Source organism: Kitasatospora sp. NPDC094015 (genome assembly GCF_040304075.1).
Lineage (GTDB): Bacteria > Actinomycetota > Actinomycetes > Streptomycetales > Streptomycetaceae > Kitasatospora.
This window is the reverse complement of record NZ_JBEOUL010000022.1, coordinates 21,803-33,974: the sequence shown is the minus strand read 5'-3', so window position 1 is coordinate 33,974 and position 12,172 is coordinate 21,803. Positions and strand designations below refer to the sequence as shown.

Below are 12,172 nucleotides of genomic sequence, written 5' to 3'. Positions count from 1 at the left end.
ATCGCGGGGGCTTCGGCACTCGACGACATCACGATTCAAGGTCCGTAAGGGCCGATATGGCGGACAGCGACTATGCCGCCGACGCCGTCTCGATGCTCTGCACAATCCCTGGTGGCAGGACGGCTCTGGCGGGGCCACTATCGGGGGAGGCAAGGTAGTTCAGGAGTCGCGCTGGCCGCTCCGGTCGGCCCAGCGGGACCGGTTCGACGCGACGCCACCCTCTGGCGGATGCCGCCTTGATGGCCGTCAAGTATGTCGTTTCACTCATGCGACCCAAGGTCCGAGCACGCATGAGCAGAGCGGCCAGGGACACCTGCCAGAGCCGCTTGAGTTCGAAAAGGGCCGGCCAGTCAACCGTGGTCGGCAACTGATCGCGGATCTCGTCAGCAGGCATGAGGAAGGCCGCTGCGAATTGGTGGGCCTGGGTCTCAACCTCCTTGACGCCCCAGATCTGCTGGCCGTGCAGGACAAGATGGGCGAGTTCGTGCGCACCGTCGAACCGGGACCGGGCGCGGTCGTTCTTGTCAGTGCCCAGGACGATGACTGGATGGTCAGGGAAGGGCAGGGAGAAGGCATCGACGTCTGCGGTGCCGAGCGGAAGGCGGATCACGGCGACCCCGTGCGCCTCCAGCAGCCCGACGACATCCGAAACCGGGCCTGAGGGGACGCCCCAGAGTGACCGGACCTGGGCTGCGACCCGCTCGATCTCAGCTGCACCAGCATCCAGGCCGCTCACGGGAATCGTTGGCAGGTCAGCTGTAGCGAAGCGCCCTGCGGTGGCCGCGCGGGCGGCGAGGTCGTGAGCGACGAGAGCAATCGCTCGGGCGCGGCGGCGGTCAACCACTGATGTCCGGCGCAGCGACCGGAAGAAGCCCTCATGGCTCTCGGCCGCCGACTCACGGAAGAAGCCTGGAGGTACCCCGAGGATCTGACACAAGTCGTCGATCGTCTCCGGACTCGGACGCGCCGCAGCGCTCTCGAACTGGCTGATCGCGGCAGGTGTGAGCCCAGCCTCGCGAGCCAGCTGTGCCTGGCTCAGCCCGGCCAGCTCGCGGGCGGCGCGAAGGCGTGTCCGTTCGAACGCCTGCGTACTCATCTCTCCCCTTGGTTGATCTTGTTCCCCACATCTTGGCGGATCGTGGAGGCCGTAGGTGCCCTCGTGGGCTCCCCGGGCGAAAGCGTTGCACCCTCAGTATAGAAAGATGCGCGGAAAACCATGCCGTGATATTAAGTACAATCGATAGTGGAGGCCGACCCCGGATGGGCCGGTCCGCGCGGGTGAGGACACGGGGGCAACAGAGGGTGACCGAGCGGTTTCAGATTCTGAGCTTGGATGGCGGAGGTTTTCGGGGCATGTTCTCCGCGGCGGTCCTCGCACGCCTAGAGGACGATCTCGGCGTGCGGATCACTGATCACTTCGACTTGATCGCGGGCACCTCGACGGGCGGGATCATCGCGCTGGGCCTCGGTCTCGGGCTGTCCCCCCGGGAGATCCTCAGCTTCTATACCGTGCACGGCCCGCGGATCTTCCGTGACCGCAGTCGGTTGCGCGGCCTCCGGCACCTGCTTCGGGCTAAGTACGGCTCCGGGCCGCTGCGGTCGGCGCTCACCGAGGTCTTCGGTGAGCGAACCTTCGGGGAGAGCACCAAGCGGCTGGTGATCACCTCGTACAACATCGCAGCCGATGACGTCTACCTCTTCCGGACCCCGCATCTACCCACCCTGAAGCGCGACTGGCGAGAGAAGGCCGTGAACGTCGGGCTGGCCACCTCCGCCGCGCCGACCTATCTGCCGGGAATGCCGTTGGACGGAGCGCGGCTCATCGACGGCGGGGTGTGGGCGAACAACCCGACCATGGTCGCGCTGACAGAGGCAGTGGGACCGCTCTCCGTTCCGCTCGAGGCGATCCGCGTGTTCAGCCTCGGTACCACGATCGACGTCCGCCGCCGCCACCGCCGTCTCGACCGTGGCGGTCTGCTGCCCTGGGCCAGCGACGCCGTGGAGGTGCTCATGCGGGCGCAGAGCGAGAGCGCTGCTAAGCAGGTGCGGCACCTCGTCGGGAAGGACAACGTCCTCCGCCTTAATCCGACGGTGCCCACCGGCGCCGTCGCACTGGACAAGGTCAACACCGAGACCCTCTACGGGCTGGCCGGCCACGTCAGCCGCGACGCCTCGCCGGCCGTCCACCGCACCTTCTGCGACCACCTCGCTCCGGTGTTCGTTCCGTTCTACCCCGCTCGGGAGGAATAACGTGGACTCACTCGATCAAATGCTGTCGATGCTGCTCGACGGCGCCGTGGAGGTGCTCGACATCTCTCCGGATCTGTACGGCGACGCCGTCGAGCGCTACGAGGAGGTCGGCACCTGGCTCGCCGAGCACGGCAGCCCCGGGTGGCAGATCTATCCTCAGGGCTCCTTCCGCCTGGGTACCGTGGTCCGCCCCGGGACCCCCGGCGGCGAGTACGACATCGACCTAGTCTGTCGGCTGCCGCTGCACCACGAGAGCACGACGCAGGAGCGGCTTAAGCAGCGGGTCGGCGAGCAGTTGGTCGCCTATCGGCGCTGGAAGAAGGATCAGGGTCACACCGACGCCCCGGAAAGCCTCGAAGCCCGGCGCCGCTGCTGGACCCTGGGGTACCCGGGGTTCCACCTTGACGTCCTTCCAGCCATCCCGGACGACGAACACCTGCCCACCGGTATCCGTCTGACGGACAAGGACCTCTGGGAATGGCAGCGCAGCAACCCCATCGGATACGCGGACTGGTTCCGGGGGCGCTCAGAACTGTCCACCAGGATCCTGGAGAAGCGGCACGCCAACGTCGCGGACGTCCCCATCTGGCACGTCCGCAGCCCGCTCCAGCGCGTTGTCCAGATCCTCAAGTGGCACTGCATGATCATGTTCGCGAATGACCCTGACAACCGTCCGCCGTCCATCCTCATCACGACGCTGGCCGGCCACGCTTACAACGGCGAGGAGGATCTGTTCACGGCCGTCCGCAGCGTTTTGGACAACATGCCGCGCTTCATCAAGAAGACCAACGGCAAGTGGTGGGTGGCCAACCCGGCGCACGAGGAGGAGAACTTCACCGACAAGTGGAACGAGTACCCCGAGCGGCGGGAAGCGTTCAACGCCTGGTTCACCGATATCGACACGACCATGAGCGAACTCGCCCACATGGAGGGCAAGGGGCTGGACACCGTCTACGAGCGCCTCGCCAAGTCCTTCGATCGCGCCCCTGTGCTCCACTCCTACAAGCGCTATGCCGCCAGTATCGGTGCAGCCACCGACAACAGGATGGGTGCGACCGGGCGGCTGTCCCCGACCGCAGCCGGGCCCCGCAAGCCGAGCCACACCTTCTATGGCCAGCACTCCTCCGCGCGCGATTAACCTCGGGCTGCAGATGGCCGCGATCAAGGCGGTCCTTCCCGCCGCGCAGGGAACCGTGCGCGGCGGCGAACTCGTCTGCACGGTCCCCCTGCAACCCACTCCCGTGAGCAGGCGCTACATGGCGCGGATCGCCTACCGGCACAGGCACAGGCCGCGTGTGACGATCACCGATCCGCCGCTGACGCTGCATCCGCGGGCCACGGCTCTGCCGCACGTCTATCCCGGTGGTGACCTGTGCCTGCACCTGCCCGGAGAGTGGAAGGAGAGCATGCTCCTTGTCCGCACGATCCTGCCGTGGACTTCGGAATGGCTCCTGCACTATGAACTGTGGCTGGTCACAGGACGTTGGGCTGGCAGCGGCCACGACCATGCCGTGCCACCGGCCACCCAGCGGCCCGAGGACCCGATGTGATCACCAGCCGCCGCGCGGCGAGAACCGGTGACCACACCTCCTCGACGATGCTGACCTGCCGGCGGACGCCTCCGTGACTATCGCGAGCGCCCTCGCCGCCCCCAACAGAGGCCAGGGTGCCCCTCGCCGAGGCCCTGCTCGACCAACCCTTTTGGGACGGCGAGACCTGGTACCTCGAAGGGGTCGACTCCCGCTCAGCGGTGGCTCTACTATCGGCGCTGGCCAGGTCCTGTCTTCCAGCGGCAGCTACAGCCCGCGAGCGGCCTGTCTCGGGCTCTCACCTGATCAAGACGCCCGCCTCGCTGAAGCCCTCGGCATGGCCGGCTGACGTCGGACACCTCGACGGCCCCACCGAGTACGGGAGTTGTCGAGCGTCTACAAGTAGGGCGGACAGCTCGCCATGATCGACGGCCGGTCACCCACCGCGTGGGTCACCCAACCAAGGCACCAAAGACGTGATGCAGGTCACAGACATTTGGTCTTATAATTCGAGATTATTGCCGCCTGCCGAACCTTGCGGACACGGATCGCGACCGAAATCCCACGAAACTAACGCTTCGTCAGCGACCATCTGGCACGAATCTGGCACGGCGGCCTCGAATTGGTCCAGACAACCAGAAGGCCCCAGGCCGTTGACCTGGGGCTTTATCTCTGAGCGGGCGACGAGAATCGAACTCGCGCTATAAGCTTGGGAAGCTCATGTTCTACCATTAAACTACGCCCGCATGTGATGAGCCGTCAGTGACCGCTCGATCGATCACTACTGTACCCCATCCGCGGAGCCGCCCGGGCGCCCGGTGTGAACGCGCCGCCGGGCCGTTGCCGAGGCATGGCATGCGGGCCCTGCTGGTCCGGGTGGTGGGCGGCGAGCCGCGGTGCGTGGTGTCCGGAACATCCCCTAATGTGCTGCTGTCGTCGGGGCCGGTGTACGGGGAGCCCTGGGTAGCCATGGGAAGGGGACCGATGGATCAGCGCACCGTCGTTCGTTGTGCCGAAGGGCATCTGTTCAGCACCACCTCGTTCCCGATGCAGAACCTCGGCGCCGGCCGGCTCGGCCCCGGCCGGCTGATCCGGTGCCCCCGGTGCGGCCGCCTGCGCAGTTCGGTGCCGGCCGACCCGGGTGCGCTGTCCGCTCCGGAGCTGGCCCGGGCGCTGCGGCTGGAGGCGGCCGAGTTCCTGGCCTGAGGCCGCGAGCCCGAAGGGACCCGGCCGGGTGCGATTGGGCGGGCGCGCCCAGGTGCACGTAACCTCGGTGACGTGCTGCTCTCTGACAAGGACATTCGTACCGAGATCGACAAGGGTCGGGTCGTCCTCGACCCGTTCGAGCCCTCGATGGTCCAGCCGTCGAGTATCGACGTCCGGCTCGACCGCTACTTCCGGGTGTTCGAGAACCACCGCTACCCGCACATCGACCCCTCCGAGGAGCAGCCGGACCTCACCCGGCTGGTCGAGCCGGAGGGCGACGAGGCGTTCATCCTGCACCCGGGCGAGTTCGTGCTGGCGGCCACCTACGAGCGGCTCACGCTGCCGGACGACGTGGCGTCGCGGCTGGAGGGCAAGTCGAGCCTCGGCCGACTGGGCCTGCTGACCCACTCCACCGCCGGCTTCATCGACCCGGGCTTCAACGGGCACGTGACCCTGGAGCTCTCGAACGTCGCGACGCTGCCGATCAAGCTCTACCCGGGGATGAAGATCGGGCAGCTGTGCCTGTTCCGGCTGTCCTCCCCCGCCGAGTTCCCGTACGGCTCGGAGCGGTACGGCTCGCGCTACCAGGGCCAGCGCGGCCCGACGGCCTCGCGCTCGCACCTGAACTTCCACCGCACCGAGATCTGACCGCAGCACCCGGGCGCGGCACGCGGAGTACGACGAAGGGGCGGCCGACGGGTTCGGCCGCCCCTTCCGTCTGCGCGAGCGCAGTCAGGCGCGCTTCGGGCGGGTCACCGCGACCAGCTCGCTGCCGTCCTCGGAGAGGGTCAACTCGGTCCGCAGCTCGGCCAGTTCGCCGAGGTGGTGCAGGTGGGTGCCGCCGCAGAAGATCTCCGCGGGGCCGGCCGGGAGTTCGCACTGCCAGCGGCGGCGGGCGGTGAGCTCGGGCCCCGGGACCTCGATCCGTACGGGGGCGTCCGCGGCCACCCAGGCGGCGAGCCGCTGGTTGACGGCCTCGGCGACGGCCGGCAGGGCCTCGGCGAGGGCCGGGAAGTCCTCGGTGGCCTCGGCGGTGAAGCCCTTCTTGCGCAGCGACTTGCCGAGCCGGTAGGTGTCGGTGGACGCCTCGGTGTCCATCACCGAGCTCGCCATCGCCAGGCTGTCGAAGTCGGGGTTGCCGAAGGCGTCGGAGCGCCCCGGGTCCTTGCGCCAGCGGGGGGCGAGCGCCTCGTTGAGGGCGAGGGCGAGCAGGTGGCAGCCGCTGTGGGCGGCGGAGAGCAGGCCGCGGCGCCCGGCGTCGACCTGGAGCCCGGCGGTCCGGGCGACCGCGTCGTCGTCGCCGAGCGTCGCGGCGGAGGACAGCGGCAGCACGTGCAGCACCAGCCAGGACCACTCCTCGTCGCCGCGGCGCACCGGGATGTCGGCGCCGACCAGCACCTCGCCGCCGTCCGGGCCGAGCGCGCCGGTCAGACAGTCCACCACCGGGTGCTCGACGCCGTCGAGGGTCAGCGTGCCGTGGTCGGCGGGCTGGTCGGGCCAGGTGTGGTCGAGCGGGTGGAACGGGGTTTCCGCGGTGATCACCGCAGGCCGGCCGTCGGCGAGCCGGTGCACGGCGAGGATCGCCGCTTCGCCGTGCACCGTACCGGCCGGGAAGCTGACGAGAGTGGTGGGGAGGGTCATTCGGTGGCTCCGGTCGGGACGGAAGCGGGCAAAGCCAACAGCCTAGTACCCGCCCGGCGGCGGGACCCCTCCACGGCGGCCGACCACAGGCGGCCGGGCCACCGGGCGGTCAGCCCAGCGTCGGAAGCTTGATCAGCACCAGCAGCGCCAGCAGCTGCAGCGCGGCCGCCCCCGCCGCCTTGCCCCACGGCAGGTCGTGCACCCGGCGCACCATGGTGGTCAGCAGCACCGCACAGAGCATCCAGGTGGCCCAGCCGACGACCTGGACCACCAGGTTGTCGCCGGGCAGGAACAGCGCGAGCAGCAGCCGCGGCACGTCGCTGGTCCAGCCGATCAGCACGGCGAGTCCGACCGTGGACTGCCAGGGCCCGTCCCCGCCGAACTGCCGGGCGAGCGCGTAGGTGACCGCGCCGAGCATCGCCCCGGCCAGGGTGAAGCCGATCGCCGCCCCGGCGATGGCCCACACCGCGACCGAGAAGGTCGAGTTGACCACCTCGTCGTGGGTGGAGCCCATCCCCAGCACCGCGAGCACGCCGTAGACCAGCGAGACGCAGAGCGCGGGCAGCCAGACCTGGTGGTCGCGCATCCGGGTGAAGGTGCGGGAGGGCTCGCGGTAGATCCCGGTGAGCAGCGGCCGCCACGGCAGCCGGGGCCCGGACACCCGCGGGGTGCTCCGGCCGCCGGCCCGGTACACCGCGACGTTGTCCTGCCCGGGGTAGCCGTCCGCCTGCTGCCCGTACGTGTCGGGGCCGCCCGGCGCACCGGGGTCGCCGTACGGGTCGTGGGCGCCGTACGGCTCGTCCCCGACCGCGAAGGCCCGGGTGTGTCCGGGCCGGTCGGCGGCGAACGGGTCCGCCGGGCCGGCCGGGTGGCCGTCGGCGGAGGCGTAGGCCTGCGGGTAGCCCTCGTGGGGCGCGGTGAAGTACTCCGGCTGCCCGGTGCTGCCGCCGTGCTGCGGGGACGCCGGGGAGCCGGGCGCGGGCCAACCCTGTCGGGGGTCGCCGCCCTGCCCGCTGTCGTATCGATTACCAGCCACGGATCGACGGTACCCGCTCGCGCTGACCGCCCGTCGGGTGATCATGGAGCCGTCGAAGGATTGGGTCCGTCCTGTGACGACCGGGCCCGGCGCCCCTTACCGGCGGACCGGACGCCGACCGACCCGCCCGACCCCGCCCGGCGCGACGGGCGCTACCGCCCGGCCACCGCGGACCTGGCCGGCCCGGCGCCGTGCACCACGGCGGCCGGCACCTCGCCCGCCGGGCAGCCGCCGGGGCCCGCGGTCAGCCGGACCGCGCCGACCGGCAGCAGCGTGCCGCAGGCCACCCGCAGACCGCTGGGCAGCTCGTTGTCGGCCTCCACGATCGCCCCGTCGCCGATCACGGCGCCGTCCAGCGAGGTCCGGGCGCCGACGGTGGCGTACGCGCCGACGATGGAGTCCTTGACGTAGGCGTCCGGTCCGATCACCGCACCGGTCAGGATGACGCTGCCCTCGATGATGGCGCCCGCCGCGACGCTCGCGCCCTCGGCGACCACGGTCCCGGAGCTGAGCACCGCGCCGAGGTCGGCCTCCGCGCCCGGCAGCAGCAGGGCCTCGCCGGTCGGACCGGGGACGGCCGGGGAGTCGACCTTGCCGAGCACCAGGTCGGCGGAGCCGCGGACGAACGCCGCGGGGGTGCCGAGGTCGAGCCAGTAGGAGGTGTCGACCACGCCGCGCAGCAGGGCGCCGGTGGCGAGCAGCTCGGGGAAGGTCTCGCGCTCGACGGAGACCTCCCGGCCGGCCGGGATGCGGTCGATGACCGAACGGGTGAAGACGTAGCAGCCGGCGTTGATCTGGTCGGTGACGATCTGCTCCGGGGTCTCCGGCTTCTCCAGGAACTCCAGCACCCGGCCGGAGGCGTCGGTGGGGACCAGGCCGAAGGCGCGCGGGTCGGCCACCCGGGTCAGGTGCAGGGTGACGTCCGCGCCGGCGGCCAGGTGGCCGTCACGCAGCGCGGCGATGTCGACGCCGGAGAGGATGTCGCCGTTGAAGACCAGCACCGGCTCGTCGGGGCCGCAGGTCAGGCCCGAGGCCGCGTTGCGGATCGCGCCGCCGGTGCCGAGCGGCTCCTTCTCGGTGAGGTAGACCAGCTCGATGCCGTACGGGCTGCCGTCCTTGAAGTGCTCCTCGAAGACCTCGGCGAGGTAGGAGGTGGCGAGCACCACCCGGGTGACGCCGGCCGCGGCCGCCCGGGCCAGCTGGTGGGCGATGAACGGGACGCCCGCCACCGGCAGCATCGGCTTGGGGGTGTGGGTCGTCAACGGGCGCAGCCTGGTGCCCTTACCGCCAACCAGCATGATCGCTTCGGTCATCAGCGAAGTACTCCCCTAGGTGGAACTGGCTCCCCGGCACCGGGGCGGTCGGTCACCGCCGCCGGGCCGGCCGATCTGCGGTGCCACCGTCGCCGGCGTCGACGCATCGGGTCGACGTGCTCCGGTACGGCGCCACGTCCGATCGGCGGCCGAGATATGCGCCCATGATAGGCGCTGCCAACCAATGGTCCCGCGCCGGATTCCGGTGGCCGGCGGGCGGGTGCCGCGGTGGCAATTGCCGGCCGCTCCGGCGGCGTCGAGTTATGGCCGGAGCACGGTGGTGGCGCGGGGAAATGGCGAAGATCGGCGCAGCGCGCCGGGCCCGATCGGCCGATGTCAGCGCAGTCGGCGGGGTGCCGGGCATCGATTCGGCCGCGCGGCAATGACAACTCCGACCCCCCGCCTCGCGCACCGGGGCGCATTTGCGCGGGCGGTGGAACGAAAACCCCGTGAAAGACGCGCCGGCGGGTATCGAAGTGCGATCGGGAGGCCTTTGGGACGGTCGGCCGCGGGTCCGGGGACGAACGTGGGGCGGGCGGGCGGCGGTGCACGCACACCGCGGCCCCGCTGCCGGTGAGGGCGAACGGGGCCGCGGTGAGCGGACCGGGACTCGGACCGCTGCGGAACGGGGCGGGGATCGGTGCCCGTGACCGCCGGGGGCCGGATCAGGCCTCGACCGGCTCCGGTTCGACCTCGGCGGGCTGGGCCTTCACCGAGTCGAGCAGCAGCTGCGCGACGTCGACGACCTTCAGGTGCTCCTTGGCCGCGCCCTCGTTCTTCTTGCCGTTGACCGAGTCCGAGAGCATCACCAGGCAGAACGGGCAGGCGGTGGAGACGATGTCGGGGTTGAGCGACAGCGCCTCGTCGACCCGCTCGTTGTTGATCCGCTTGCCGATCCGCTCCTCCATCCACATCCGTGCGCCGCCGGCGCCGCAGCAGAAGCCGCGCTCCTTGTGGCGGTGCATCTCCTGCTGGCGCAGACCGGGGACCTTGTCCATGATCTCGCGCGGCGGGCTGTAGACCTTGTTGTGCCGGCCCAGGTAGCAGGGGTCGTGGTAGGTGATCAGGCCCTCGACCGGGTTGACCGGGATCAGCTTGCCCTCGTCGATCAGGTGCTGCAGCAGCTGGGTGTGGTGGATGACCTTGAAGTGGCCGCCCAGCTGCGGGTACTCGTTGGCGATGGTGTTGAAGCAGTGCGGGCAGGTGGCCACGATCCGCTTGACCGGGGCGTCCTCCAGCGCGGCGTTCAGGGTCTCGACGTTCTGCGCGCCGAGCATCTGGAACAGGAACTCGTTGCCCAGGCGGCGGGCGGAGTCACCGGTGCAGGACTCCTCCTTGCCGAGGATCGCGAACTGCACCCCGGCGGTGTGCAGCAGCTCGGCGAAGGCCTTGGTGGTCTTCTTGGCCCGGTCCTCCAGCGCGCCGGCGCAGCCGACCCAGTAGAGGTACTCGACCTCGGCGGGGTCGATGTCCTCGCCGATCACCGGCACCTCGATGCCGGTCTCCTTCTTGAGCTCCTTGACCCAGTCCAGGCGGGCCTTGGTGGCCATGCCCCACGGGTTGCCCTTGTTCTCCAGGTTCTTGAGCATCGTCCCGGCCTCGGTCGGGAAGGAGCTCTCGATCATGACCTGGTAGCGGCGCATGTCGACGATGTGGTCGATGTGCTCGATGTCCACCGGGCACTGCTCGACGCAGGCGCCGCAGGTGGTGCAGGACCACAGCACGTCGGGGTCGATGACCCCGTTCTCCTCGGCGGTGCCGATCAGCGGACGCTCGGCCTCGGCCAGTGCCGCGGCCGGGACGCCGGCCAGCTGCTCGGGCGTGGCCTGCTCGGTGCCCTCCATGTCCTTGCCGCCGCCGGCCAGCAGGTACGGCGCCTTGGCGAAGGCGTGCTCGCGCAGGCTCATGATCAGCAGCTTGGGCGAGAGCGGCTTGCCGGTGTTCCAGGCCGGGCACTGCGACTGGCAGCGGCCGCACTCGGTGCAGGTGGAGAAGTCGAGGATGCCCTTCCAGGCGAAGTGCTCGACCTGGGAGACGCCGAACACGGCGTCCTCGGCCGGGTCCTCGAAGTCGATCGGGGCGCCGCCGCTGGTCATCGGCCGCAGCGCGCCGAGCGCGACGCCGCCGTCCTCCTCGCGCTTGAAGTAGATGTTGAAGAAGGCGAGGAAGCGGTGCCAGGCCACGCCCATCGACGGGTTGATGCCGATGGTGATCGCCCACGCGAAGGAGATGCAGATCTTCAGCATCGCGAACAGGTAGATCAGGTTCTCGAGGGCGCCGTGCGCCAGGCCCTTGAAGGCCAGCACCAGCGGGTAGCTGACCAGGTAGGCCGCCTCGTAGGAGTCGACGCCGGCGAGGGCGCCCTCCAGGCCGCGCAGGATCATGATGCACAGGCCGATGCCGAGGATCGTGTACTCGACGTAGAAGGCCTGCCAGGCGATCGAGCCGGCGAACCGGGACTTGCGGCCGGCCCGGCCGGGCAGGCTGAGCAGCCGGATCACCATCAGCGTGGCGATGCCCAGGGTGGTCAGGGTGCCGACCAGCTCGGTGAAGATCTCGAACGGCAGCCAGTGGCCGATGATCGGCAGCACCCACTCGGCGTCGAAGAGCTGGCCGAAGGCGGTGACCAGGGTGGTGACCAGGGTGAAGAAGCCGACCGCGACGAACCAGTGCGCGATGCCGACGATGCCCCAGCGGTTCATCCTGGTGTGGCCGAGGAACTCGACCGCGACGGTCTTCACCCGCTGCACGGGCTGCCCGGTCCGGGTGGAGTCCGGCGCGCCGGTCTTCACCACCTGGTAGATGTACGCGGCCGCCCGGGCGGCGAGCGCGGTGCCGATCACAGTCGTGACCAGCGAGATGACGATCGCTGCTAGCTGCATCGGCTCTCCGTCTCCAGCGGCTGGTGTCCCACACGGCGGTACGGGGGACGGGTAAAGAGGTCACCCCGATTGTACTGATGGGTAACTTACTGGCCCAACGGGCCGGACACTACCGCTCCTTACCACTGATCCATAAGCCACTCAAGGTATGGCGGCAGTCACTAAGGCCAGACTCACCCGCGCGGCGCAGCAACCCGCCGGCGACCCGCCGAGCGGCGGCGGAGAGATAAGCGCTCAGTAAAGTTGAGTGCCGCGGACTCATAGCTGTTGACGCTTCGCCCGCGATCGGGCATCCTTGAGTCCGTACAGCTCAAC

The 12,172-nt window shown here is 69.8% G+C and carries 9 protein-coding genes, 1 tRNA gene and 1 pseudogene; 5 read left to right on the top strand and 6 right to left on the bottom strand.

Annotated elements, in window-relative coordinates; genetic code table 11:
* Positions 1–70 precede the first annotated feature (70 nt).
* Positions 71–1,096: an ImmA/IrrE family metallo-endopeptidase gene (locus ABT014_RS23860; protein WP_350641072.1), complete on the bottom strand. Its 1,026-nt coding sequence runs from the start codon at positions 1,094–1,096 to the stop codon at positions 71–73.
* 164 nt (positions 1,097–1,260) lie between these two features.
* Between ABT014_RS23860 and ABT014_RS23855 the strand changes: the two genes are divergently transcribed.
* The 3 genes from ABT014_RS23855 to ABT014_RS23845 are packed head-to-tail and all read left to right on the top strand — an operon-like array spanning position 1,261 to position 3,800.
* Positions 1,261–2,250 (top strand): CBASS cGAMP-activated phospholipase, encoded by a 990-nt coding sequence (locus tag ABT014_RS23855; RefSeq protein WP_350641071.1) that lies wholly within the window; start codon positions 1,261–1,263, stop codon positions 2,248–2,250.
* A gap of 19 nt (positions 2,251–2,269) precedes the next feature.
* Complete coding sequence (locus ABT014_RS23850; protein WP_350641070.1) at positions 2,270–3,388, top strand: nucleotidyltransferase domain-containing protein; 1,119 nt, start codon at positions 2,270–2,272, stop codon at positions 3,386–3,388.
* 13 nt (positions 3,389–3,401) lie between these two features.
* On the top strand, positions 3,402–3,800 hold the full coding sequence (locus ABT014_RS23845) for a type II CBASS E2 protein (RefSeq protein WP_350641069.1): 399 nt from the start codon (positions 3,402–3,404) through the stop codon (positions 3,798–3,800).
* 654 nt (positions 3,801–4,454) lie between these two features.
* Here the strand turns inward: ABT014_RS23845 and ABT014_RS23840 are convergent.
* A tRNA-Gly gene (locus ABT014_RS23840) sits at positions 4,455–4,525 on the bottom strand.
* 238 nt (positions 4,526–4,763) lie between these two features.
* Between ABT014_RS23840 and ABT014_RS23835 the strand changes: the two genes are divergently transcribed.
* Positions 4,764–4,985, top strand: a complete 222-nt coding sequence (locus ABT014_RS23835) for a hypothetical protein (protein ID WP_350641178.1) — start codon at positions 4,764–4,766, stop codon at positions 4,983–4,985.
* Positions 4,986–5,057: 72 nt separating this feature from the next.
* A complete protein-coding gene (gene dcd / locus ABT014_RS23830) occupies positions 5,058–5,633 on the top strand; it encodes a dCTP deaminase (RefSeq protein ID WP_350641068.1) in 576 nt (191 codons plus the stop codon).
* An 84-nt stretch (positions 5,634–5,717) separates the two neighbouring features.
* On the opposite strand, the gene ABT014_RS23825 is transcribed toward dcd, so the two are convergent.
* From ABT014_RS23825 to ABT014_RS23810, 4 genes and pseudogenes are all read right to left on the bottom strand, one after another.
* Positions 5,718–6,626, bottom strand: coding sequence for an alanyl-tRNA editing protein (locus ABT014_RS23825; RefSeq protein ID WP_350641067.1), 909 nt, complete (start codon positions 6,624–6,626; stop codon positions 5,718–5,720).
* 109 nt (positions 6,627–6,735) lie between these two features.
* Positions 6,736–7,662: a Yip1 family protein gene (locus ABT014_RS23820; RefSeq protein ID WP_350641066.1), complete on the bottom strand. Its 927-nt coding sequence runs from the start codon at positions 7,660–7,662 to the stop codon at positions 6,736–6,738.
* Positions 7,663–7,901: 239 nt separating this feature from the next.
* Positions 7,902–8,975 (bottom strand): annotated as a pseudogene (gene manB / locus ABT014_RS23815) (mannose-1-phosphate guanylyltransferase); the annotation flags it as partial.
* 665 nt (positions 8,976–9,640) lie between these two features.
* On the bottom strand, positions 9,641–11,857 hold the full coding sequence (locus ABT014_RS23810) for a (Fe-S)-binding protein (RefSeq protein WP_350641065.1): 2,217 nt from the start codon (positions 11,855–11,857) through the stop codon (positions 9,641–9,643).
* Positions 11,858–12,172 lie beyond the last annotated feature (315 nt).